Genomic DNA, 22,841 nt, shown 5'->3' on the forward strand with positions numbered 1-22,841 from the left:
CCAGCTTTCCGCGCTCTACTACGTTGATCCGCGCCGTTTTGCGACCGACGATACCGATGTCGACCTGACGGCGGGGCTTGCGGCCCGCATCGTCGAAGAAAACATGTCGGTATCCTCGCCCGAAGCGGTCACGCCGCAGACCCAGGAATTCGCCGACGACATCATTCCGGTGCGCGAGGATACGCCGATCGGGACGGCACTCGCCAATGCCGGCTACCTCAAAGTGGATGCCGACGACATTACGGCGAAGATCGAGCCGCTGTTCGGTTCGTCCGATCTTTCCGCCGGCGACGTTCTGCGCATCGGAATCCTGCAAAAGGGCGAGCACGCGAAGATCATCCGTGCCAGCATCTATCGCGGGACCAAGCATGTCCTGACTGTTGCCGAGAACGATCGTGGCGATTTCGTCGCCGGCAGCGAGCCGCAGATGCTCGACGCAATCGCCACTGCATTCGACAACGACGCGCCTGCAGTCGCCGCCGGCCGGGACCTGCCGAGCGTCTACGACGGCGTATATCGTGCGGCCCTTTCCTATGGCATGACCAGGGAGATGGTGGCGCAGATCATCAAACTGCTAGCCAGCAACGTCGATTTCCAGGCGCAGCTGAAGCCGACGGATTCGCTCGAAGCCTTTTTCTCCGTTGCCGACGAAAACGGCCAGGCAAGCGCCGATTCCGAACTGCTCTACGTCAACGCCAAATTCGGCGACACCGTCACCCGCTTCTATCGTTTCGAAGAGCCGGACGATCACTCGATCGATTACTTCGACGAAAACGGCAAGAGCATCCGCCAGTTCCTGCTGCGTAATCCCGTCCCGACCGGTATCTTCAAATCCGGCTTCGGCATGCGCCGACACCCGATCCTCGGATTTGCGCGCATGCATACCGGCGCCGATTGGGCTGCACCTCGCGGCACCCCGATCATCGCTGCCGGCAACGGCGTCGTCGAAAAGGCCGGCTGGGATTCCGGCGGCTTCGGCAACCAGACATTGATCCGCCACGCCAACGGCTATGTCTCCTCCTACAACCACCAAAGCGCCATAGCCAAAGGTATCGTACCGGGCGCGAAGGTGGTGCAGGGCCAGGTCATCGGCTTCATCGGTTCGACTGGCCTCGCAACCGGGCCGCACCTGCATTACGAGCTGATCGTCAACGGCACCAAGGTTGACCCCTTGCGCGTCCGCCTGCCCGGCGGCAAGTCCTTGGACGGCGAAGCACTCGCCAAATTCGAGGACGAGCGCAAGCGTATCGACGCGCTCTTGACCGACGAGAAATCGAAGCAGGTCGCAAGCAAGGATTGAAGTCCCGGCACGGATTTTCTAGATGACGTCGTGCCCCAGCAGAGCGATCAGCTCGGCAACGGCATGGTTTGCGGCCTTGCCAGCGGTATCGATGAGGATCTGTCGTCCGCCCCAATCGTCATAGGTCCGGTTGACCACCTCGTTCCATGATGGCTTTACGAGGCCTTCGACATCCGTCATGCGCGTTTCGACGCGCCGGCGATGCTCGGCCTTGTCGGAGCAGACGATCTCCACCTCGATTGCGCGCGAGCCGGCTCGCCTGGCGACCTGCAACCAGGCATCGCGTGTTATGCGGATGGGATTGACCGAATCCGCGATCACCGTTCTTCCCAGACAGAGATTGTCCTCAGCGACCCCATAGGCAACCATATAGCCCGCGGGACCTACGTCGGCCTTCAACATGTCCGATTGTCGCAATGACTGCTCGATCGTGTCCACCCGAACATGCACAGCCTGCAGTCGCTTCGCCAGCGAGAGCGCGATCGTGGTTTTTCCGCTGCCCGGTAAACCGCCGAAGATAACAAGCATGGTCTCCGTCTCCGAACATCCTCCAAAGTCCATGGCAACATCACAGACGAGGATTGCCGTGGCAAGGCGGCTGCCAATAGGTCAGAAAAACGAAATGGCGGCCCGAAAGCCGCCATCTCATGGATCGATGCGTTGGTACGGTCGCTTATGCCGCTGCGCTGACCGGCTGACGCGGACGGAACAGCAGCCGGTCGGAGCCGCTGGTGACCTTGACCACCGATCCATCCGGCACCTGACCGGAAAGAATCTGTTCCGCGAGCGGGTCCTGAACATATTTCTGGATCACCCGCTTCAGCGGCCTTGCGCCGTAGACCGGATCGTACCCCTTGTTGGCGAGCCAGTTGCGGGCATCCTCATCGAGCTCGAGTGTGATCTTGCGTTCGGACAACAGCTTCAACAGCCGCTCCAGCTGGATATCGACGATGGCACCCATCTCATCACGCTTCAGGCGATGGAACAGGATGATCTCATCGACACGGTTCAGGAATTCCGGCCGGAAATGCGCCCGCACCACATCCATCACCTGCTCGCGCACCAGATCGCTGTCATCCCCTTCCTTCAATTGGGTCAGGTATTCGGCGCCGAGGTTCGAGGTCATGATGATCATGGTATTGCGGAAATCGACCGTGCGGCCCTGGCCGTCCGTCAAGCGCCCGTCATCCAGAACCTGGAGCAGGACGTTGAAGACGTCGGGATGCGCCTTCTCGATCTCATCGAACAATACGACCTGGTAGGGCCGGCGGCGGACGGATTCGGTCAGCGTGCCACCTTCCTCGTAGCCGACATAGCCGGGAGGAGCGCCGATCAGCCGGGCAACGGAGTGCTTCTCCATGTATTCCGACATGTCCATGCGCACCATCGCCGTCTCGTCGTCGAAGAGGAAACGGGCAAGCGCCTTGGTGAGCTCCGTCTTGCCGACGCCGGTCGGGCCGAGGAAAATGAACGAGCCGATCGGGCGGTTCGGATCCTGCAGGCCCGCGCGCGAGCGGCGAACCGCACGCGACACCGCCTGAACGGCGTCGCCCTGACCAACCACCCACTTCGCCAGTTCGTCTTCCATCCGGAGCAGCTTGTCGCGTTCGCCTTCCAGCATCTTGTCCACGGGAATCCCGGTCCAGCGGGAAACGACATGGGCGATGTTGTCCGCGGTGACGACTTCCTGCACCATGGAATCACGACCGCCGTCCTGCCCCTCGGCAGCCTGGAGATCCTTCTCCAGGTTCGGGATCACGCCATAGGCAAGTTCGCCGGCGCGCTGGAATTCACCTTTGCGCTGAGCGATCGCCAACTCGTTGCGGGCTTCGTCGAGCTTTTTCTTCAGATCGGCAGCAAGGCCCAGCTTCTGCTTTTCGGCCTGCCAGCGTGCGGTCAGCGCATCGGCTTCCTCTTCCAGTGCGGTAAGGTCGGTTTCCAACCGCTTCAGCCGGTCGGCCGAGGACTGGTCGGTTTCCTTCTTCAGCGCCTCGCGCTCGATCTTGAGCTGGATGATGCGGCGGTCGAGTTCGTCGAGCTCTTCCGGCTTGGAGTCCACCTGCATGCGCAGCCGCGCTGCGGCTTCGTCCATCAGATCGATAGCCTTGTCCGGCAGGAAGCGGTCCGTGATGTAGCGGTTCGACAAGGTCGCTGCAGCCACCAGGGCGGCATCGGCGATGCGGACCTTATGATGCTGCTCGTATTTTTCCTTCAGGCCACGCAGAATCGAGATCGTATCCTCGACCGTCGGCTCGTCGACCATGACCGGCTGGAAACGGCGGGCAAGCGCCGGATCCTTCTCGACATGCTTACGGTACTCGTCGAGCGTGGTCGCGCCGACGCAATGCAGCTCGCCGCGGGCAAGCGCGGGCTTCAAGAGGTTCGAGGCATCCATCGCGCCATCGGCCTTGCCGGCGCCGACCAAGGTATGCATCTCGTCGATGAACAGGATGATCTCGCCATTTTCCGACTGCACTTCGTTGAGCACGGCCTTCAGCCGCTCTTCGAACTCACCGCGGAATTTCGCGCCGGCAATCAAGGCGCCCATGTCGAGTGCCATGAGCTTCTTGTCCTTCAGCGATTCCGGCACGTCGCCATTAACGATACGCAGCGCCAGACCTTCGACGATCGCCGTCTTGCCGACGCCGGGCTCGCCGATCAGAACTGGATTGTTCTTTGTACGGCGGGACAGGACCTGGATGGTGCGGCGGATTTCATCGTCGCGGCCGATCACCGGATCGAGCTTGCCTTCACGAGCCTCGGCGGTGAGGTCGCGGGCATATTTCTTCAAGGAGTCGAAGCCCTGTTCCGCATTGGCGGAGTCAGCAGTACGGCCCTTGCGAATGTCGTTGATGACTTGATTGAGCCCACCGGGCGTCACGCCGGCTTTCTTCAGCGTGGCTGAAGTTGATGCCGAAGGCTCGATCGCCAGCGCCAGCAACAGGCGCTCGACAGTGACGAAACTGTCGCCGGCCTTCTTGGCGGCCTCTTCGGCCGTCGTAAACACCTTGGCGAGCGGCTGTGCAAGATAGACCTGGCCATCGCCGCCGGACACTTTCGGCAATTTGGCAAATGCGGCGTCATTGGCAAGACGCGCGGCCTTGGCATCACCGCCGGCGCGCTCGATCAGCGACGCCGCCATGCCCTGGTCGTCGTCCAGAAGCACCTTCAGTACATGCTCGGGAGTGAATTGCTGGTTTCCCTGCGCCAGCGCATAGGTTTGCGCGGATTGCAAAAAACCACGCACCCGCTCGGAGTATTTTTCAATATTCATAATTAGACCTCCATGAATCGCCCTGCCCTTAATGGCACAGGCCGATGACTGAGATTGAGCCCCCTGAAAGGCAGACCCTGCCCGCCGCTTATTGAGATTTGCGGCGAAGCAACTGCGAAGAATATGGGAGGATCACTCAGGAGTTTAAAGGGTGGCAAAAGTGAAAAAAACAGAACGTCTTGCGGAAAAATACGCCTCATCCGAAGGCCCATGAGGATAACAATATCAACGGAGGCGACATGTCATTTGCGAATGACGGCCCGGATTCCTTTGCCCGCGTTGGGCTCATCGGCGAAACGGGCAACCACGTGCAAATGAACGTGAAACACATGCTGTCCGCCAACGGCGCCAACATTCCAGCCTAGAGTAAAGCCGTCGGGGCTGGAGGATGCCAAATAGGCTTTCGCCAATGTCGGCATTTCGCCCAGATCAATCCATTCGTCGGGGTGAATATCAAAAGGACTTTCCGCATGCCGACGCAGGATGATCATCAACGCATGCGGCATCTCCGGATCGACGCTGCCAAGCATATAGAAGGAACGGTTGCCACCCAAGGGTTCATCGCCAAGCAACGCGTTTCCGAGACAAAAACGACAATCGGCTTCATCATTTTCAAGCATCGAACGATCCCGCTCGTCATACCCCGAAGGTATGGCTTCCTCTTTGCAAACTGATGATGGCAAGCTCCTGCTATGCATCGAGACTAACTGGCAAATAAAAACGGGAACGGCAGCGCGTTCAGCGCTGCCGTTCCCGTATCATTGTCGCCTGCCCTGGGAAGGAGAAAGCGAATTATTCCGATGCGACGTCTGCCAAAGCCGGCGCTTCGCCCGATGGAGCTTCGCCCTTGCCTTCGCCATCGGCGTTGCGGCGCGGCTGACGACGCGGGCGGTTGCCGGCATTGCGGCGGCGCGGCTGGCGCTCGGTCGCAGCTGCAGGTGTCTCTTCTTCGATCGCCACCTCGGCCGGGATACCCTCGATCACCGGCTGCGGGCCGGTGCCATCGATAACTTCCGGCTCGGGAGCTGGGGCTGCGACAACGGCAGGAGCAGGCTGCTGACGCGCCTGAGGCGGAGCCATCTGCGGCTGGTCGTCCATCTCGCTCGCATCGATATCATCCATGTCGCGGTCGGCATTGTCGCGATCATTGTAGTTATGATGCTCGTCGCGCTGATAGCGTTCCTGCATCTGCGCCTGAGCGCTGGCAATGATCCGATTGTAGTGTTCAGCGTGCTGAAGATAGTTTTCCGCCATCACGCGGTCGCCGGAGCTTTGTGCATCACGGGCGAGAGCCGAATATTTCTCGGCAATATGCTGTGCGGTTCCGCGGATTTTCACATCGGGACCGGAGCTGTCGTAAGTCCTGGTCAGCGGGTTAGAGCCCTTGCGGTTGAAATTGTTATTGTTATTTCCGCCGCCGCCGCCGTTGTTGTTACCACGCCCCCGACCGCGCTTGTTCTGCTGTCCTGGCCTCATAGATCCTTCACCTGAATTCTCTTAGTTGGGATGAAATTATGCGCGGCACCTGCCGCCTTGGCCAGATAGCTCCAAGCCAGGGCTTGCGTGCCGCAAGCAAACCGCGCCTTAAGCGCCTGTCTGCCGCTCGACTACGTCAGATTAACTGATCACGCATTGGGTTATCTTCAACCTTTGACACTCTTACCAGAGCGGATCCCCGAGGCTGTCCAAGAGAGGCGAATCCTTTCGCCTATTCCCAGCCGCCCAACGCGTGAGCGCAACCTATATCGCTTCCTCAGGAAATCCAAGCCTTTTCTTTGCGATGACAACGGGTTCCATGAACCTGCAGCAAATTGTCGCGTCAATCATGATGTTTAAACACGAGAGCCCGGTCGTTATGACCGTAGTCTCGAACTGCCTCGATAAGGAAAAATCCTGCTCCTTCAAAAACCGAAGTCACCGTTTTGCGCTGATTGTAACCGATCTCCACCCCGACAATTCCATTTCGGTGTAGAAATCGCGCCGCATCCTTTGCGATTGCCCTGTATGCATCCAGCCCATCAAGGCCGCCGTCGAGAGCTGCCGGAGGATCGAAATTCTTTACTTCTGGAGCGAGAGTGGAAATGACACTGGACTCAATATAGGGCGGATTTGAGACAATCACGTGAAATAGGCCGTGGATGGCTTCAAACCAACTTCCCTGCACGATATCGAACCGTGCCGCCAAGCCATTGCGCGCCGCATTTGCCCGCGCCGTTTCCAAAGCTTCGCTGGAAATATCCGAACCGATGCCCGTCGCTTGCGGGCATTCATGGAGTAACGCGAGACATATGGCCCCGGTTCCCGTTCCGATGTCGAGTATATGGATATTCTCAAACTCTAATGCAAGACGTCGCGCATGCGGAAGTACGGTATCGACCAAGATTTCGGTATCGGGCCGCGGCTCCAGCGTAGCCGGCGAGAGCGTCAACTGTAGGCCGTAGAACTCCCGCTCGCCCAGGATACGGTGCACCGGCTCGTGATTGAGCCGTCGTGCGATCGCCGCCCGCGCCATTTCCACGCGGTCCGGCGACACGATATCGGAGCCGCGTGTCACCAGCTCCGTCGAAGAAAGATCGAGCAGACCACCGACGAGAATGCGCGCCTCGGCAGCAGGATCGTCGAGATCGGCCTCGATAAAGCGGGCACGCACCTCCCGAAAAAGTTCGGTGACGGTTGGCCCCTCCCCGCTGGTCATGCCTGTTCGCCAAGCTGTGCGAGCTGGCTCGCCTGATAATCCGCCAAAAGTGCATCGACCACTTCGTCGATGTCGCCTTCCATCATCCGGTCGAGCTTATAGAGCGTCAGGTTGATGCGATGGTCGGTGATCCGGCCCTGCGGGAAATTGTAGGTGCGGATGCGCTCCGAGCGGTCGCCGGAGCCGACCTGGCTCTTGCGGTCGGCGGACCGTTCGCTATCGGCGCGCTGGCGCTCCATGTCGAAGAGGCGCGACCGCAACACCTGCATCGCCTTGGCGCGGTTTTGATGCTGCGACTTTTCCGAGCTCGTCACCACGATCCCCGAGGGAAGATGGGTAATGCGCACCGCAGAGTCCGTTGTGTTGACGTGCTGACCGCCGGCGCCGGAAGAGCGCATGGTATCGATACGGATATCCTCGGGACGAATTTCGATATCGATTTCCTCGGCTTCCGGCAGCACGGCGACGGTCGCCGCCGAGGTGTGGATGCGCCCGCCCGCCTCGGTTTCCGGCACGCGCTGCACGCGATGCACACCAGATTCGAATTTCAGCCGCGAGAACACGCCCTTGCCGCTGATTGTCGCGATGATTTCCTTGTAGCCTCCGGCTTCACCTTCGCTGGCCGACAGGATTTCGACCTTCCAGCCGTTATTCGCCGCGAAGCGTTCATACATGCGAAAGAGATCGCCCGCGAAAAGCGCAGCTTCGGAACCGCCGGTGCCGGCGCGAATTTCCAGGATCGCGCTCTTTTCGTCGGCCGCGTCCTTCGGCAGCAGCAGGATCTGGATGTCTTTTTCCAGGACCTCGATCCGCTCCTTGACCTCCGGCAGTTCCATCTCGGCAAGATCGCGCATCTCGCGGTCGACCAACTTGTCGGTGAGCATGGTCTCAAGGTCCGAAGCCTCGGCGATCGCCTTCTCGTAGTCGCGGATCTTGGTGACGACCGGCTGCAATTCGGAATATTCGGAAGCAAGCTTCACATAGACATCCGCCGACGGGCCGGCCGACATACGCGCTTCGATCTCGCCGAAACGGCGCTCCAGTTCGCGCATTTTTTCAATGGGAAGATTCGCCACCCCACACTCCGATTCTTCTTATTCGTTCTGTTCTACAATGGAATATTGTGGCTCTCTGCGAAGCGGACAAGGATGTCACGCATCGAGGCTTTCGGATGCGTGTCATTGAGCGCCTCTTCCATGACCTCCGACAATGCCTTGAGGTCGAGACCCAACAGCATCGCCTTGACCGGGCCGATGGATGCCGGCGACATCGACACCGAGCGGAAACCGACACCCAATAGCGCCATGGCCGAAATCGTCTTGCCGGCAAGTTCGCCGCAAAGCGTCACCGGCGTCTTGTTGCGCTCACCGGCGCGCACGATGTCTCGCAGGATGCGCAGGAACGGGCGCCCGAGCGGATCGAAACGGTCCGAGACGCGGGCATTGCCGCGATCCACCGCCATCGAGAACTGGAAGAGGTCGTTGGAGCCGACCGAGACGAAGTCGACCGCCGCCATCAGCTCGTCCAATTGCCACAGCAGTGCCGGCACCTCCAGCATGGCGCCGAACTGAAACTTGCGTGGCAGGCTATGGCCGAAGCGCGACAGATGCTGCACTTCCTTCTGCACGAGTTCGCGGACCGCTTCGATCTCGGAGACCTCCGTGACCATGGGTACCATCATCTTCAATTCACCATCCGCCGCTGCCTTCAGCATGGCACGCAATTGCGTACGCAGCAGACCCGGCCGATCGAGCGACAGGCGAATGGCGCGCCAACCGAGCGCCGGGTTCTCTTCCTCATGGGCGCGGAAATAGGGCACGACCTTGTCGCCGCCGATATCGAGCGTCCTGAAAGTGACGACGCGGCCGCCCGCCTGCTTCATGACATTGCGGTAGAACGCCTCCTGCTCCTCCGCCTTCGGCATGGTCGACGCGATCATGAATTGCAGCTCGGTGCGAAACAGGCCGATGCCTTCGGCGCCGGATTCGGCCAGCTGCGGCAGATCGACCAACAGGCCGGCATTCATCAACAGAGAAATCCGCTGTCCGTCCTTGGTGACCGGTTCGACCGAACGCAGAGCCCGGAACTGCTCCTGCCGGCGGGCGCGGAAGCGCACCTTTTCTTCATAGGAACGCTGGTGATCGGCCATTGGCCGTAGGTGCACATGACCACCATCGCCGTCGATGATCACGGCATCGCCGTTTTCGGCCAGTGCCACAACCCCTACTGCCTGGCCGACAACGGGAATACCCATGGCGCGGGCGACGATGACGACGTGGCTGGTGACGGCGCCTTCTTCCAGCACCAGGCCGCGAATATTGGCGCGGGGGTAGTCGAGCAATTCGGCCGCGCCCATGGCGCGCGCAATGATGATCGCATCGTTCGGAAAACCTTCGGCGGTCGTGCGACCGGAAAAGCCGATCAACTGCCTGAGCAGCCGGTTCGCCAGATCCTCGAAATCATGCATGCGCTCGCGCAGATATGGATCGGTCAGGCGCATCATCCGCGCCTTGGTATCGCTCTGTACCTTCTCGACCGCGGCTTCCGCAGTCAGGCCGTTGCGGACAGCCTCTTCGAGCTTGCGCACCCAGCCCTGGTCGTGGGCGAACATGCGATAGGTTTCCAGGACCTCGCGATGCTCGCCTTCCATGGAGACGTCGCGGCGCGACAGCATGTCGTCGATAGAGATGCGCAGAGAACCGAGTGCATCCGCCAGCCGGCGAATTTCCTTCTCGGTATCCTCGTTCAGGAGATTGGTGACGACGATGCGCGGCTCGTGCAGCACCACATAACCGAGCCCGATGCCCTCGTTATAGCTGTCGCCGTCGATGGTGACCGAGCGGGTGAGATCGAGCTCGAGGCCCGGCTTGGTGATCTTTTTCAGCTCGCCGGTGGCGATCATCTCCGCCAGCACCATCGCCGTCGTTTCGAGGGCTTCGAGCTCCTCCTCGCGATAGTTGCGGCTCGCCTTATTCTGCACGACGAGAACGCCGAGCGAGCGGCCGGTACGCAGGATCGGCACACCGAGGAAGGAGTGGTAGACCTCTTCGCCGGTTTCCGGCAGGTAGCGGAAGGCCGGATGCGACTGCGCGTCGGAGAGATTGAGCGGTTGTGCGGAAGCGGCAATCGTGCCGACCAGACCCTGACCCATCTTCAGTTGCGACAGGTGGACGGCTTCTTTCTTCAGACCTTCGGTAGCGTAGAGCTCGAGCACGCCGTCGGCGCGCAACACGTAGACCGAGCAGACTTCGGCGACCATATTGCTGGCGATCTGGCGGACGATCCGGTCAAGACGCTCTTGCGGCTCCAGCGGCTCCGCCATGAGTTCGCGCAGCCGCTTGAGCAGAACGCGTGGACCGCCGGATAGGTCTCTCATTGCGTCTCTAGCTCCCGAAATCAAGATATTATGCCAGTGTCGCCCACTTCAGGGCTGGCCGAAACTCACCTCCGTCGCGGTTCGTCGTCACCAGTCCTGAATCAACTCTTATCCAGACCGTAGCAGGAATGCAAAGTCCTGACTGCCAGTTCTGCATAAGGACCGTCGATCAGGATGGAAATCTTGATTTCTGACGTCGTAATGGCCTTGATGTTGATGCCTTTTTCGGCAAGTGCACGGAAAGCGGTCGCAGCAACGCCAGCGTGCGAACGCATGCCGATGCCGATGACAGAGACTTTGACGAGACCTGATTCGTTTTGGATAACGTCGTAGCCGATCTTTTCCTTGTTTTCGCCGAGAACGCGCAGCGCCTTTTCGACGTCGCCCGAAGGAACCGTGAAGGTCATATCGGTCTTGGAACCGTCTTCGGAGATGTTCTGGACGATCATGTCGACGTTGATGTGGCTTTCGGCCAGCGGCCCGAAGATCGCGGCGGAGACGCCTGGCCGGTCGGCAAGACGGCGCAGCGAGATTTGGGCTTCATCCTTGGCATAGGCAATGCCGGTGACTACTTCCTGTTCCACGATTTCTTCCTCGTCACAAATCAGCGTTCCGGGCGGGTTCAACAGATCGCCCATGCCCGGAGCATCGGGATCCTCGAAAGAGGAGCGCACGAAAGTGCGGACCTTAAAGACCATGGCCAGCTCGACCGAGCGCACCTGCAGCACCTTGGCGCCGAGCGAGGCCATTTCCAGCATTTCTTCGAAAGCGATCTTCTTCAGACGCCGCGCCTTCGGCTCGATGCGCGGATCGGTCGTATAGACGCCGTCGACGTCGGTATAAATATCGCAGCGATCAGCCTTCACTGCCGCGGCGATCGCCACCGCCGAGGTATCGGAACCGCCGCGACCGAGCGTCGAGACCCGGTTGTCGGGGCCAAGGCCCTGGAAGCCGGCGATAACGGCAACCTGACCCTCTTGCATGCGACGGATCATTTCGCTGCCGTCGATTTCGAGAATGCGCGCCGCGCCGTGGGCGTTGTCGGTTCTGATCGGGATCTGCCAGCCCTGCCACGAGCGGGCGTTGATGCCCATCGCCTGAAGCGCGATCGCCAACAACCCTGAGGTCACCTGTTCGCCGGACGCGACGACGGCATCATATTCGCGGGCATCATAGATCGAGTGATCGGCGCCGGCGACCTTCGGCGTGTTCTGCACCCAGCCGACCAGTTCGTTGGTCTTGCCGGACATGGCGGAAACGACGACCGCGACCTCATGGCCCGCATCGACCTCGCGTTTGACATGGCGGGCGACATTCTTGATACGGTCCAGATCCGCGACGGAGGTCCCGCCGAATTTCATCACGATGCGTGCCATGTGCCTCTACCAGTACCAGCGCCGGGCGGCCGATACGCTATAAGCCCGGCATGCAAAATCGCCCTTCCGGTCCATTGGCCGGAAAAGCCTGATGTCAATGGGGGCGTCTCTTAGCGAGTTTGGCTGGCGGGTGCAATAGCGCTGAACCGGCTACCCGTCTGGTGCCGAAGCCCTGAGCCGGCGGGGCTGCAGGAGGACGGCCGGGACTGTCCTAATAGTCCACCTTCAGGCTCGACCAGAGCTTGTCGAGGATTGTGCCTTCCTTGGCGATGTTTTCCTTGTTGATGAAAGTGGCGACGAGAACGCCGCCATCGGGGCGGCCGATCGCAGCGATTTCATAATCCATGACATCGTTGGCAGTCGCTGTCTCCGCCTTGACGCCCTTCAACACATTGCCGGCGGCGAGCATCCGCTGCGTGTTTTCCTTCGTCATCTTGGCGCCGCCGTCGATGCTTTCCCGAACCATCTGCTGCAGCACGAAATCCGTGATGCTGGAGGGGTTGAGACCCTTATATTGCTGCACGATGACACCAGTGCCGATCGGTGTGATCAGAGCAAATTGCGTGACGCCGTCGTTCAGATCGCTTTTCGCGACTGTAAACTGGCCATCATGGTCGAAGGAAAATTTGTCGCCGGCGAAGGTGACCGTGTCGCTGCGCTGAAGTTCCACCGAAAGCTTGCGTCCGTCCTTGGTGGTCATCTCCAGCATGTCGCCGGGATTGATGCCCACTTCGACACCGTCGATCGTCAGGCGGAATCCCTTGCCATCACCAGCAAGCGCGGCGCCCGCCGCAAGGCAAGACATGACAACGACAGCCGAATGAAACAATGAACGCATGAAGGTCTCCCATGACCGGACGCGTCACAATAGCCTCGGAGTTGAAAGCATATTTGACAGTCATGATGTTTTGATCGACCGCGAGCCGCCTCGCTGTCAATCAGCTCGCCGCGGCCTCCATTTTTAAGAATACCGATGCCTTGCCATTTTAGAGCGCGCGCTCTATATCATGTTTTGGAGCAAACGCTCCACAATTGCAGCAGATTTGACTTTGAGCAGATTGAGCGAGAATTCCCATGGCAAGACCCCGGCAATTCGATGAGGACCGCGTTCTGGACGCCGCAGGCGAGATATTCTGGGCGAAGGGTTACGAAGCAACCTCGACCCGCGATCTGACCGATCGCATGGCGCTGACGCATGCGAGCCTCTACAATGCTTTTGGTGACAAACGCGGCCTTTATCTTAAGGCACTGCAGCGCTATCTCGATCGGAACCTGCGCAGCCGCATCGCGCGGATGGAAGCAACCTATTCACCAGGCCTCACGATTGTCGGCTACTTCGAGGAGATCGTCGAGCGCTCCCTGGCCGATGCCGAACATCGCGGCTGCTTATTGGTCAACACGGCCCTTGAGGCGCGTTCGGACGATCCCGAGATGCAGCGTGCTGTCGCTGACGAGACGGCTGAGATCGAAGCCTTTTTCCTTCGAACGGTCACCGCCGCGCAGGCAAGCGGTGAAATCCCTGCAAACCAGCCGCCGGAGGACATCGCCAAGTTGCTGCTCTCCGTCCAATTCGGTTTGCGCGTCCTCGTCCGCGTCCGCCCCGAGCGCGAATTGCTGAACGGCATCCTGCGGCCGGCAATGGCCATGCTGACCTTGCCCTGGCCCCTGCCCGAAAGCAGGCCGGACGGCTAAGCCTCAGCCATAAAACTCCCTTTCTTCCCGAAACACAGAACCGGAGACGGCAAGCCCGCTCCGAACAGAAAAGCTTTGCGCCATGTCCGCTCCGTTACGCCAATCGAGCCCCTCTCACTCCGTTACCGAACCCGCTCCTCTCACCGCCGCGGCCCGGTACGCCACCATCGCTGGTCTCTGCGGCAGCCTTGTTGCCATCGGTCTCGCCCGCTTCGCCTATACGCCGCTGATCCCGCCGCTCATTGGCGCGCACTGGTTTTCGGCCCGTGACACGGTAACGTTGGGTGCTGCCAATTTTGCCGGATATCTCGCCGGTGCGCTGCTTGGCCGCCCGCTCGCTGCCGGTCTCGGCAACCGTCACGCGCTGCGGTTGCTGATGGTCGCCGCCACTGCTGCCTTCTTCGCCTGCGCCTTCCCCGTCTCCGTCACCTGGTTCTTCGTCTGGCGCTTCCTTTCCGGTCTCGCCGGCGGCGCGATCATGGTGCTGGTTGCCACCAGCATCTTGCCGCATATCCCGGTCGCTCGCCGCGGCTTCGTCAGCGGCATGATTTTCCTCGGCCTCGGTCTTGGCATCGCCGCCTCCGGAACCCTCGTGCCGGCGCTGTTGCGCCTCGGTCTTCGTGAAACCTGGATCGGCCTCGGCGTCCTGTCGCTCATCCTGACCGCCGTCAGCTGGTTTGGCTGGCCGGCAACCAATCCACCGCAGCCGGCTGCGCACGCTGTGACCCACCACCATACCACCGCAAAGAGCGAATGGTCGCTGCGCATCCTCTATGGCCAATATGCCGCCAACGCCCTCGGCCTCGTGCCTACCATGGTGCTGTTGGTCGATTACGTCGCCCGTGGTCTCGGGCGTGGCGCCGACATCGGTGCAGCCTGCTGGGTGCTCTATGGCATCGCCGCCATTACCGGTCCGGTTCTTACCGGCTATGCCGCCGACCGCATCGGTTTCGCTTCCGCCTATCGCGGCGCGCTGCTGCTGCAGGCAGTCGCCGGCGCCATTCTGGCTGCATCCGGCAATCCTTGGCTGATCGGCTTCGCCACGGTGCTGCTCGGCATCTTTACACCGGGCATCGTGCCACTAGTGCTCGGCCGCATTCAGGAAATCCTGCCGCACAGCCACCTCGACCAGCGCGCCGCCTGGAGCCGGGCAACGACAGCTTTCGCTCTCTTCCAGGCACTCGGCGGCTACGGCTATTCCTATCTCTTCATCCAAACCGGCGAAAACTACAGCATCATCTTCCTCTGTGGTGCGGCAGCCCTCGTCCTCGCTTTGCTGGCGGATGTCCTGAACGGCCTGAAGCGCGGTCGGAAACATCGCGCATAGTGAAAAGCTGTGCCGGATGCCTGTTCCGGCCCGCTGAGAATAGCCGCCACAGGCCGTCGAGACAGCCGGACCCTTGACATCGGCTTCCGATCGTCCGACTTCACATCTACCAATGCGTCACCGACACAATTGCCCGGCGGATGGCGCGGCGTGGACCAAGGAGCGATACCATGACCGAAGCGGCGAAAAGCACGATCGACCAGAGCGAAGTGGACCGCTTTTCCGCAATGGCGGCGGAATGGTGGAGCCCGACCGGCAAGTTCAAGCCGCTCCACAAATTCAATCCGGTACGCCTGACCTATATCCGAGACCACGCCTGCGAGAATTTCGGGCGAGATCCGAAGAGTGCACGGCCGCTCGAGGGCCTGCGGGTGCTCGATATCGGCTGCGGCGGCGGATTGCTGTCGGAGCCGGTGGCACGCATGGGCGCCTCGGTCGTCGGCGCCGATCCTTCCGAAAAGAACATCGGCATCGCCTCGACGCATGCGAAAGCCTCCGGCGTTCCCGTCGACTATCGCGCTGTCACTGCCGAGCAACTGGCGGAGGCCGACGAAACGTTCGATATCGTGCTGAACATGGAAGTGGTCGAGCATGTTGCCGATGTCGAATTTTTCCTCTCGACCTGCGCCAAGATGGTGCGCCCCGGCGGCCTGATGTTCATCGCCACCATCAATCGGACCATGAAAGCGGCGGCGCTGGCCATCTTCGCGGCCGAAAACGTCCTGCGCTGGCTGCCGCGCGGCACGCATCAATATGAGAAGCTTGTCCGCCCGGAGGAGATCGAGAAGCCGCTCGGCGCAAACGGACTCGACATCATCGCCCGCACTGGCGTCTTCTATTCGCCGCTGCAGGACCGATGGAATCTGTCGAAGGATATGGATGTGAACTACATGCTGCTGGCGAAGCGGGCGGGGTGAGATATTCCTGTCGCGGGAGGAAGGCCGGCGATTTGTCCGCTAAGCTTTCAGCGTCAAGACATGCGTCAGCAAATCACCCTGGCCAATCGCATTTTTCGCCGCGATTTCCTTCACTCTGCTGCGATCGATCGTCGTCGGATGACCACCGGCAGCGTAGGGCTGCTTAAACGAAAAGGCGACCGAACTCGCCCCTTCGTCGTGAAGCCGCTCCAGCCGCTCGACACCGTCTTTCCATTCCGGAATGACAGCGGCATCCACCCACCACAGAACCAACGCCGGCCAACGCTGTTTCACGTTCCAGTGCCGCGCATGCTTCAACGCATCGGCGTGAACGCCGTTATAGGTGAAAGCCATCAGGGATTCGATATCGGCCCAGAGCGATAACGAAGATGGCGCCGTCGCAAAGCCGCTGCCTTCGATGAAACGCGGGAACACCTGCTTGCCCCAGCATGGCAGGTCCGGTTCGCCGTCGTAGCCGGAGCGGCCAATGAAGCCCTGAGCGCGGGCGGCCGCCTCGAAATTTGCCGCTTCCCGTAGGAGAAATCCTTCGACCGCAGGGCTATCATAGGGCGCGACATGCAGCCCGAAATTGTACATCGCGAGATGTTTGCCGCCACGCGGCATCAATTGATGTCGTCCGGCAACACCGGGATAGCGGCGATCTCAATGCCCTCCTCGACCAGCGCCTGCGCCTCGTCGGGCGTCGCCTTGCCGATGATGCCCCTCGCGTCCGCCTCGCCATAATGGATCTTGCGGGCCTCTTCCGGGAATTTCGTACCCACGTCCTCGGCATTGGCCTTGATGGCGTCGACGGCCTCCTTGAGCTTGGTCAACGCCTCCTTGCGTGCCGTATCCATTGCAAGCGTCTGCAGCTCCTCCTTCTTGCGCGCGGTGGAAACCGACGGCGCCATCAGAAGCTTGGAAATCGCACTCGAATTGCAGACGGGACAGGTCAGGAAACCGCTTGCAACCTGTCGGTCGAAATCGGCGCTCTCCGAAAACCAGCCCTCGAACTCATGGGCGTTGTCACATCTCAGCGAATAACGGATCAAGCAGCGACGCCTCCAGCCGCCGGCGTCGCGATCCTCTCCAGCGAAAACTCGCGCGCATTTTTAAGGTTAGGGATCTTGTCGTGAGCGGATTTGACGGCGGCGATATCGATCTCGGCGATGAGAACCGCTTCGCCCGTACCGCCGGCCGATGCCAGTATCACGCCCCAGGGATCTATGATCATCGAGTGGCCGAAGGTCTCGCGGCCGTCTTCATGCCTGCCGGCCTGGGCGGCGGCAATGACGAACATGCCGTTTTCGATGGCGCGCGCCCGGAGCAGGATTTCCCAGTGCGCCTCGCCCGTCTGCCTAGTGAAGGCGGCAGGCACCGTCATTACCTCCGCGCCGGCAACCGCCTGCGCGCGGAAGAGCTGCGGAAAACGCACATCGTAGCAAATGGAGAAACCGAGCTCGGCGAAGGGCAACGACACGATGCGCGCCTCGGAGCCAGGACGATAGACAGCACTCTCGCGCCAGCTCTCGCCATTGTCGAGATCGACGTCGAACATGTGGATCTTGTCGTAGCGGCTGAGCAACTTGCCGTCCGGACCGAAAAGGAAGCCGCGATTGGCGATTTTGCCGTCATCGAGTGCAATCGCCGTCGAGCCGACGTGCACATGAATGCCGAGTTCCTGAGCGAGCTCTGCGGCTGTCTTGACGATGACATCATCTGCCTCGTCGCGCAGCACGGCGCGCAGACCCGCCCGATCCTTCTGTACGGCCCCGGTCATTTCCGGCGTCTGCACATAGACGGCGCCCTTTGCTGCCGCCTCGCGGACCAGCCGCGCCATATCGGCGGCGTTCTTCACCGGATCGACACCGGAGCACATCTGAATGGCGGCGGCCTTGAAGGTCATTGTTCTCTCCCTGTTTGGTCCAACTCAGGCGGCAAGCAGCGTATCGAGCTTGCCGGCCCGGTCGAGCGCATGAATATCATCACATCCGCCGACATGCTCGCCATTGATGAAAATCTGCGGGAAGGTCGAACGACCCTTCGCCTTGGAAATCATCTCCTGGCGTAGCTCGGGCGAATAGGTGGCATTGTGTTCGACGTAGTCCACGCCCTTGGAGTCGAGCAAGGATTTCGCCCGGGCGCAATAGCCACAGAATTCACGCGTATAGATGACAACCGATGCCATGATCCACTCCGGAAAAGACAGTTTTGCTGTCATATAAGATCACCGACAGCCCTTGCAAAGGTCAAAACCGTCACATCCGTCGCACCGGCTTTTTTCAAGACCCGCGTCGCTGCGGCAACCGTCGCGCCGGTCGTGTAGACATCATCGATCAGCACCACGCGGCGGCCGAAAACATCGCCGGCTCGACCTTCCGCGATGGCGAATGCGCCACGCACATTGTCCTGGCGTGCCCTTGCGCCGAGACCGACCTGCTGGCTCGTCCGTTTCGTGCGCAACAGCGTCGCGGCAAGCATTGGCTTGCCGGAAAGCCGCGCCAGATGACGGGCAAGTTCCGCCGCCTGGTTATATTTGCGCGAGAAGAGCCGCGCCCGATGCAATGGCACCGGAATGATGGCATCGCAGGCGGCAATCGTGCCGTCGCTGGCACGTAGCATCCAGCCGGCCATCATCGGCGCCAAATCGGTGCGGTCGCGATATTTCAATCCGAGCACAAGATCACGGACGACGCCGTCATGAATTGCCGCCGAACGCAGCCGGTCGAACACAGGCGGATCGGCGATCGCCTCCGCGCTCAAAATCCCCGTGCCGAGATCATGGGAAAACGGACTGCCCAGCACCTCGCAAAAGGGCCGCTCGATGAAACGAATGCCGGACCAGCAGGCGGGGCAAAGGCTGCGATGCGCGCCCGTCGAGACGCCGCAACCGGCGCAAGCCGGCGGATAGATGAGATCGGCCAGCGCCAACCACGGCTTTATCAAGCCGGTCCGTAACATAGATGCCGTGATTTCGCGTCCCATCATCCCCATATGATTGACACTAGCTTTTTCCTGGCGCCTTTGCGAAGGGAAAAGCAGGCGCACGCAACGCAGCCGCCGAAGACAGTCTTGATTGCAGGAAATCGCCATGGAAATCGTGTTCGACCAATCGCTGCTCGCCGCCCGCAGGCGCCGTGCGCTTGCCGGGGGAGACCAGAAGGCCGCTTTCCTTCTGGAAATCGCCGGCCGCGAACTGGCCGAACGGCTTGCCGTCATCGAACGGCATTTCGACGAGGCGGTCGAGTTGCATGGCGCAACCGGGATTGCGGCGCATGAGGCATTTGCGACTGGCAAAATCGGCCATATCAGGCGTATCGAAAGCGAGGTCGGTTTTGCCGCACCCGGCGAGGATCTGACCAAAGCCGCGTTGGAGGAACTGCCGCTAGAAGCGCAGTCGGTCAATCTCATTCTGTCGCCGCTAAGCCTGCATGTTACCAACGATACGCCCGGCGTCTTCATCCAAGTGCGCCGGGCGCTGAAGGCCGACGGTCTGTTTCTGGCCGCGATCCCCGGCTCCGGCACTTTACAGGAACTGCGCGACGTGCTGCTCGCGACCGAGATCGAGCTCACCGGCGGCGCCAGTCCGCGCGTCATTCCCTTTGCCGATGTTCGCGACGTCGGCGGTCTGCTGCAGCGTGCGGGGTTCACCTTGCCAGTGATCGACGCCGAGACCTATACGGTGCGCTACGACAATCTTTTTGCGCTGATGCGTGATCTGCGCGCCATGGGCATGACAAATCCGCTGGCCGACCGCAGCCGCAAGCCGCTGACGCGCGCGTTCTTCCTGCGCGCTGCCGAACTCTACGCCGAACGCTATTCCGATCCCGATGGGAGGATAAGGGCGACCTTCTCGATCATCTACGCGTCCGGCTGGACGCCACACGAAAGCCAGCAGCAACCGCTACGGCCAGGCTCGGCCAAGGCGCGACTCGCCGATGCGCTGAAAGTCGAGGAACACAAGCTGAAACAGTAAGCAGCTGGAACCCGGTTCACTCACCTCGAAGCGACGTCATTTAGACGCAGGCGAGTTAGTGACCGTATCCGAGATGTAATTGAACATCGCCGACAGGCTGCTGCCGAAAGCGCCGACGCCACTGATGATCGCCACCGACATCAGCGCGGCAATCAGGCCATATTCGATGACCGTGGCGCCGGTCTTGTCACGAAAAAAACGCCGTACGGAACGCATACGCTTCAAGCTCCTAAAGCAATTCCAGGAAAAGTGCGAAGCGGTTTTCCGTCCGGAATTGCGTAACAACAAAGGAATAGAGCGGGAAAGCGATTCCGTGAAAACGCTGAACCGCTCTAGCATCTGAAAACGAGCGTATCCGGCGCCTTCATGCACCCGATAGGCTTTACCAGTGTAACGGTCAGCAGCCGCTGTCGGCGCCATAACCTTGGACGATACAAACCGAACCGGGCTCCTGCTGCAGCACGCTGCGGCGTATGGTGTAACGTTTGCCGTTTTCCATCTGCGGGATAGAGCCGGTGGTGATGTTGTCGAGATCAGGCGCGCTCGCAAGCACGCTCGACTTCGACTTGTCGGAAAGCATCGGCGTCAGGATAAGCGAAAGCGCAACCGCCGCCGTTCCAAACAGCAAGGCGATATTCAACGCGCCCGTCTTGCGCGACGAGGAATAGGACTGCTCTTTTTCCTGAACAGCTTTCCAGAAATCGTCGTCCATAATGCCAAGCCTTCTTAAACGCACACACCAACCGCTTGATTGAGATTATTCAATGCCAGAAGGTCATAAACGATCCCTTAATATCCACATGTAAATTAGAGATGTGTCGATTCGCGGAACAGAACTTGACGGACATTAACTGATTGATATCACGCGATTAATTTCGATTAACCATGTTTAGTTGGTGGAACGTTTGAAAGCGGTAGTTGCAATAACGATACCGTGACGCGTGAAATATTGCGCCGCTTGCCGCGTGGCCGTCCCTTCAAGCACCTGCGCAGCGCTTTAGGTGCCTTTCGCGGTAGGGACGCCCATTACTGGGCGCCCCCCGCTCAGATCCGAGCGAGCCCGATTCGAGCACTCGGCTCCTACCTTGGGTGGCTGACGGCGAAGCGCTCATTGGGCCACGGGTGAAGGATACGCGGTTTGGGGAGCCAGTCGTCGGTCAGTTTCGTCATGCGGGCCCAGGTGAAACCGTCTCGTTGGCTGCGCCGCCGAAGCGTTCGCCGCCAGAGATCGGTCACATGGTGCCGGAACGCCGAAAGCGCCCGGCCATTCGTCGGCACCGCATAATAGCCGAAATAACCTGTCACGACCTGCCTCAGCCACTTCCCCTGTTCGGGGATCGGCCGATGCATCCGACGCCGCAGCTCCGCCTTGATGTCCTTGAGCTTCGCCCGCATGCGGTCGCTTCGGGTCTTCCGCCTAAGCTGGAAGCGCCCTTTGCGCGATTTTCCGCAGATGAAGGTAAATCCCAGGAATGCGAAAGTCTCCGGTTTGCCGAGCCCGCGCTTCTTGCGATCGACCGCCGCAAAGCGACCAAACTCAATCAGGCGGGTCTTGTCCGGATGGAGCGACAGTGCGAACTCCTCAAGCCTTGCGCGCATCGCATCGAGGAAGTGACGAGCATCCTCCTCGCGCTCGAAACCAACGACCACATCATCGGCATAGCGCACGATGATCATACCGCCGGTAGCCTCACGCTGTCGCCAGCGCTGGGCCCACAGGTCGAAGACGTAGTGCAGGTAGATATTGGCCAGAAGCGGCGAAATCACCGATCCTTGACCCGTTCCCCTGTCCTCCACAGTCACGATCCCGTCTTCGAGGATGCCCGCCTTGAGCCATTTGCGGATCAGGCGGATGATGCGCTTGTCGCCGATCCTGTGTTCGACGAAGCGAACCAGCCATTCCTGACTGACCGCCCCGAAGAAATTCTGGATGTCGGCGTCGACGATCCAGTTCACCTTCCGTCGGTCGATTGCGACGTACAAGGCATCCAATGCATCGTGCGGCCCTCTTCCGGGTCGGAACCCGTAGGAGAACCCACAGAAGTCGCCTTCATAGATGGCATTGAGCACCATGACCGTTGTACCCTGAACGATCTTATCTTCCAGAGCTGCAATCGCTAGCGGCCGCTGTTTCCCGTCCGCCTTCGGTATATATGTCCGGCGAGACGGTTGTGGTCGGTACGTTCCCCGATGGACCCGTTCGTGCAGGTCCCTGAGCCGAGGCTCAAGGTCCGCCTCGTAGTCCTGCCATGTCATGCCATCCACCCCGGGAGCGGCCTTGCGCTTAAGCGTGTAGAACGCCGTCCGAAGTGTGTCGACATTGATATGGTGGAAGAGCGCGGTGAACCGTTCCTTCTTCCTCAGCCTTGCGGCTTGCCGTACGCGGTCCAGCGCCTGGGACATGCGAGCCCGGCTCTGTGTCCGGTGCATGTGTTGCTGTTCCGCATTCCCCTTGGTCCCCGGCCTTGGCTCCACCAACTCCGCCACCGGTCGCCCGGCTTTGTTCGTCGGCTTCCCAGCTACTATGCCGGAGTCAGACTTCTCTGGATCGTGCATCAACGGCTACGGCTCCTCGCCTTCCCGTTGCGGACCATCCACACCGTAGTCTTGGGGTGTTTGGCCAATCCAGAGATCTCCCGGTTCCCGTACAAGGAGCTTCCGCACATGCCAGGGTCTCAGACCACGCCAGATCGGAACAGGCGCTCGCGAAAAATCGCGCTTGTCCGTTTCGCCTTCCGCTAAATTAACGGCGTCGGCATCCGGGACGATATCCCTTTCGTGGCTCAATGGCTGGCCTATGCGCTCCCCTGCCGACGCTTCGCCGGCATCCTCGCGGATGCCTGCGCACGGCTCGGGGCCGATGTGGGTCGCTACTCCTTCGTCGTAGTGGACTTTCACCACCTACTCC

Annotated in this window: 23 protein-coding genes (1 of these 23 cut by a window edge); 5 read left to right on the forward strand and 18 right to left on the reverse strand. The window is 60.4% G+C overall.

Annotated elements, in window-relative coordinates; genetic code table 11:
* A protein-coding gene (locus CCGE525_RS19010) for a M23 family metallopeptidase (protein WP_120705638.1) crosses the window boundary here: on the forward strand, positions 1–1,300 show its 3' portion. The gene continues 650 nt to the left of window position 1, outside the view; the window shows 1,300 of its 1,950 coding nt (coding positions 651–1,950); the start codon falls outside the window, past its left edge; it ends in the stop codon at positions 1,298–1,300.
* Between the two features lie 18 nt (positions 1,301–1,318).
* Here the strand turns inward: CCGE525_RS19010 and CCGE525_RS19015 are convergent, their stop codons facing one another.
* The 9 genes from CCGE525_RS19015 to CCGE525_RS19055 form a co-directional block, all read right to left on the reverse strand.
* Positions 1,319–1,828 (reverse strand): P-loop nucleotide/nucleoside kinase family protein, encoded by a 510-nt coding sequence (locus tag CCGE525_RS19015; RefSeq protein ID WP_120705639.1) that lies wholly within the window; start codon positions 1,826–1,828, stop codon positions 1,319–1,321.
* Positions 1,829–1,973: 145 nt separating this feature from the next.
* Positions 1,974–4,574 carry an ATP-dependent chaperone ClpB gene (gene clpB, locus CCGE525_RS19020; RefSeq protein WP_120705640.1) on the reverse strand — a complete coding sequence of 867 codons (2,601 nt, stop codon included), beginning with the start codon at positions 4,572–4,574 and terminating at the stop codon, positions 1,974–1,976.
* 242 nt (positions 4,575–4,816) lie between these two features.
* A complete protein-coding gene (locus CCGE525_RS19025) occupies positions 4,817–5,194 on the reverse strand; it encodes an HIT family protein (RefSeq protein ID WP_162950221.1) in 378 nt (125 codons plus the stop codon).
* A 172-nt stretch (positions 5,195–5,366) separates the two neighbouring features.
* Complete coding sequence (locus tag CCGE525_RS19030; RefSeq protein ID WP_120705642.1) at positions 5,367–6,050, reverse strand: DUF4167 domain-containing protein; 684 nt, start codon at positions 6,048–6,050, stop codon at positions 5,367–5,369.
* 343 nt (positions 6,051–6,393) lie between these two features.
* Positions 6,394–7,269, reverse strand: coding sequence for a peptide chain release factor N(5)-glutamine methyltransferase (gene prmC, locus CCGE525_RS19035; protein WP_120705643.1), 876 nt, complete (start codon positions 7,267–7,269; stop codon positions 6,394–6,396).
* Positions 7,266–8,345, reverse strand: a complete 1,080-nt coding sequence (gene prfA, locus CCGE525_RS19040; protein WP_120705644.1) for a peptide chain release factor 1 — start codon at positions 8,343–8,345, stop codon at positions 7,266–7,268. The genes prmC and prfA overlap by 4 nt, the downstream gene beginning before the upstream one ends.
* Positions 8,346–8,377: 32 nt before the next feature.
* Positions 8,378–10,645: a phosphoenolpyruvate--protein phosphotransferase gene (gene ptsP, locus CCGE525_RS19045; protein WP_120705645.1), complete on the reverse strand. Its 2,268-nt coding sequence runs from the start codon at positions 10,643–10,645 to the stop codon at positions 8,378–8,380.
* 101 nt (positions 10,646–10,746) lie between these two features.
* A complete protein-coding gene (locus CCGE525_RS19050; RefSeq protein WP_120705646.1) occupies positions 10,747–12,021 on the reverse strand; it encodes an aspartate kinase in 1,275 nt (424 codons plus the stop codon).
* Positions 12,022–12,232: 211 nt separating this feature from the next.
* Positions 12,233–12,859, reverse strand: a complete 627-nt coding sequence (locus CCGE525_RS19055) for a hypothetical protein (RefSeq protein WP_120705647.1) — start codon at positions 12,857–12,859, stop codon at positions 12,233–12,235.
* 236 nt (positions 12,860–13,095) lie between these two features.
* On the opposite strand from CCGE525_RS19055, the gene CCGE525_RS19060 reads away from it, so the two are divergent.
* From CCGE525_RS19060 to ubiG, 3 genes are all read left to right on the forward strand, one after another.
* Positions 13,096–13,713, forward strand: coding sequence for a TetR/AcrR family transcriptional regulator (locus CCGE525_RS19060; RefSeq protein ID WP_120705648.1), 618 nt, complete (start codon positions 13,096–13,098; stop codon positions 13,711–13,713).
* 82 nt (positions 13,714–13,795) lie between these two features.
* On the forward strand, positions 13,796–15,040 hold the full coding sequence (locus CCGE525_RS19065; protein WP_120705649.1) for a YbfB/YjiJ family MFS transporter: 1,245 nt from the start codon (positions 13,796–13,798) through the stop codon (positions 15,038–15,040).
* A gap of 170 nt (positions 15,041–15,210) precedes the next feature.
* Positions 15,211–15,957 carry a bifunctional 2-polyprenyl-6-hydroxyphenol methylase/3-demethylubiquinol 3-O-methyltransferase UbiG gene (ubiG, locus tag CCGE525_RS19070; RefSeq protein ID WP_120705650.1) on the forward strand — a complete coding sequence of 249 codons (747 nt, stop codon included), beginning with the start codon at positions 15,211–15,213 and terminating at the stop codon, positions 15,955–15,957.
* 39 nt (positions 15,958–15,996) lie between these two features.
* Here ubiG and CCGE525_RS19075 read toward each other — a convergent pair whose 3' ends face one another.
* From CCGE525_RS19075 to CCGE525_RS19095, 5 genes are read right to left on the reverse strand one after another with little or no spacing between them, the layout of a single operon-like run.
* Positions 15,997–16,581 carry a DUF3291 domain-containing protein gene (locus tag CCGE525_RS19075; RefSeq protein WP_120705651.1) on the reverse strand — a complete coding sequence of 195 codons (585 nt, stop codon included), beginning with the start codon at positions 16,579–16,581 and terminating at the stop codon, positions 15,997–15,999.
* Complete coding sequence (locus CCGE525_RS19080) at positions 16,581–17,009, reverse strand: DUF1178 family protein (RefSeq protein ID WP_120705652.1); 429 nt, start codon at positions 17,007–17,009, stop codon at positions 16,581–16,583. The genes CCGE525_RS19075 and CCGE525_RS19080 overlap by 1 nt, the downstream gene beginning before the upstream one ends.
* Positions 17,006–17,863, reverse strand: a complete 858-nt coding sequence (locus CCGE525_RS19085; RefSeq protein WP_120705653.1) for a carbon-nitrogen hydrolase family protein — start codon at positions 17,861–17,863, stop codon at positions 17,006–17,008. The genes CCGE525_RS19080 and CCGE525_RS19085 overlap by 4 nt, the downstream gene beginning before the upstream one ends.
* Before the next feature lie 24 nt (positions 17,864–17,887).
* Positions 17,888–18,145, reverse strand: coding sequence for a glutaredoxin 3 (grxC, locus tag CCGE525_RS19090; RefSeq protein WP_120705654.1), 258 nt, complete (start codon positions 18,143–18,145; stop codon positions 17,888–17,890).
* Between the two features lie 29 nt (positions 18,146–18,174).
* Positions 18,175–18,951 (reverse strand): ComF family protein, encoded by a 777-nt coding sequence (locus CCGE525_RS19095; protein ID WP_120705655.1) that lies wholly within the window; start codon positions 18,949–18,951, stop codon positions 18,175–18,177.
* Positions 18,952–19,048: 97 nt separating this feature from the next.
* Here CCGE525_RS19095 and CCGE525_RS19100 point away from each other — a divergent pair, with 97 nt between their 5' ends.
* Positions 19,049–19,933 (forward strand): methyltransferase domain-containing protein, encoded by an 885-nt coding sequence (locus tag CCGE525_RS19100; protein WP_120705656.1) that lies wholly within the window; start codon positions 19,049–19,051, stop codon positions 19,931–19,933.
* A 36-nt stretch (positions 19,934–19,969) separates the two neighbouring features.
* Here the strand turns inward: CCGE525_RS19100 and CCGE525_RS39860 are convergent, their stop codons facing one another.
* From CCGE525_RS39860 to CCGE525_RS38365, 4 genes are all read right to left on the reverse strand, one after another.
* A complete protein-coding gene (locus CCGE525_RS39860) occupies positions 19,970–20,353 on the reverse strand; it encodes a Flp family type IVb pilin (protein ID WP_425375876.1) in 384 nt (127 codons plus the stop codon).
* Complete coding sequence (locus tag CCGE525_RS19110) at positions 20,331–20,645, reverse strand: hypothetical protein (protein WP_120705658.1); 315 nt, start codon at positions 20,643–20,645, stop codon at positions 20,331–20,333. Before CCGE525_RS19110 ends, CCGE525_RS39860 begins: the two co-directional genes overlap by 23 nt.
* A 368-nt stretch (positions 20,646–21,013) precedes the next feature.
* Positions 21,014–22,336: a group II intron reverse transcriptase/maturase gene (gene ltrA / locus CCGE525_RS19115; protein WP_425375877.1), complete on the reverse strand. Its 1,323-nt coding sequence runs from the start codon at positions 22,334–22,336 to the stop codon at positions 21,014–21,016.
* Positions 22,337–22,495: 159 nt separating this feature from the next.
* Positions 22,496–22,831: a hypothetical protein gene (locus CCGE525_RS38365; RefSeq protein WP_245472043.1), complete on the reverse strand. Its 336-nt coding sequence runs from the start codon at positions 22,829–22,831 to the stop codon at positions 22,496–22,498.
* Between the last annotated feature and the right edge of the window lie 10 nt (positions 22,832–22,841).

The sequence above is a fragment of the Rhizobium jaguaris genome, from assembly GCF_003627755.1.
GTDB classification, from domain to species: domain Bacteria; phylum Pseudomonadota; class Alphaproteobacteria; order Rhizobiales; family Rhizobiaceae; genus Rhizobium; species Rhizobium jaguaris.

Excerpts from the sequence above, each read along its gene's own strand:
- prmC (WP_120705643.1), bottom strand. The coding sequence starts at position 7,269 with ATGACCAGCGGGGAGGGGCCAACCGTCACCGAACTTTTTCGGGAGGTG.
- CCGE525_RS19100 (WP_120705656.1), top strand. The coding sequence starts at position 19,049 with ATGGAAATCGTGTTCGACCAATCGCTGCTCGCCGCCCGCAGGCGCCGT.
- CCGE525_RS19025 (WP_162950221.1), bottom strand. The coding sequence starts at position 5,194 with ATGCTTGAAAATGATGAAGCCGATTGTCGTTTTTGTCTCGGAAACGCG.
- ltrA (WP_425375877.1), bottom strand. The coding sequence starts at position 22,336 with ATGTCCCAGGCGCTGGACCGCGTACGGCAAGCCGCAAGGCTGAGGAAG.
- ubiG (WP_120705650.1), top strand. The coding sequence starts at position 15,211 with ATGACCGAAGCGGCGAAAAGCACGATCGACCAGAGCGAAGTGGACCGC.
- CCGE525_RS19030 (WP_120705642.1), bottom strand. The coding sequence starts at position 6,050 with ATGAGGCCAGGACAGCAGAACAAGCGCGGTCGGGGGCGTGGTAACAAC.
- CCGE525_RS19015 (WP_120705639.1), bottom strand. The coding sequence starts at position 1,828 with ATGCTTGTTATCTTCGGCGGTTTACCGGGCAGCGGAAAAACCACGATC.
- CCGE525_RS19110 (WP_120705658.1), bottom strand. The coding sequence starts at position 20,645 with ATGGACGACGATTTCTGGAAAGCTGTTCAGGAAAAAGAGCAGTCCTAT.
- CCGE525_RS19095 (WP_120705655.1), bottom strand. The coding sequence starts at position 18,951 with ATGGGGATGATGGGACGCGAAATCACGGCATCTATGTTACGGACCGGC.
- CCGE525_RS19085 (WP_120705653.1), bottom strand. The coding sequence starts at position 17,863 with ATGACCTTCAAGGCCGCCGCCATTCAGATGTGCTCCGGTGTCGATCCG.
- CCGE525_RS19055 (WP_120705647.1), bottom strand. The coding sequence starts at position 12,859 with ATGCGTTCATTGTTTCATTCGGCTGTCGTTGTCATGTCTTGCCTTGCG.
- ptsP (WP_120705645.1), bottom strand. The coding sequence starts at position 10,645 with ATGAGAGACCTATCCGGCGGTCCACGCGTTCTGCTCAAGCGGCTGCGC.
- CCGE525_RS19060 (WP_120705648.1), top strand. The coding sequence starts at position 13,096 with ATGGCAAGACCCCGGCAATTCGATGAGGACCGCGTTCTGGACGCCGCA.
- CCGE525_RS39860 (WP_425375876.1), bottom strand. The coding sequence starts at position 20,353 with ATGGCGCCGACAGCGGCTGCTGACCGTTACACTGGTAAAGCCTATCGG.
- CCGE525_RS19075 (WP_120705651.1), bottom strand. The coding sequence starts at position 16,581 with ATGCCGCGTGGCGGCAAACATCTCGCGATGTACAATTTCGGGCTGCAT.
- grxC (WP_120705654.1), bottom strand. The coding sequence starts at position 18,145 with ATGGCATCGGTTGTCATCTATACGCGTGAATTCTGTGGCTATTGCGCC.
- clpB (WP_120705640.1), bottom strand. The coding sequence starts at position 4,574 with ATGAATATTGAAAAATACTCCGAGCGGGTGCGTGGTTTTTTGCAATCC.
- CCGE525_RS19050 (WP_120705646.1), bottom strand. The coding sequence starts at position 12,021 with ATGGCACGCATCGTGATGAAATTCGGCGGGACCTCCGTCGCGGATCTG.
- CCGE525_RS19065 (WP_120705649.1), top strand. The coding sequence starts at position 13,796 with ATGTCCGCTCCGTTACGCCAATCGAGCCCCTCTCACTCCGTTACCGAA.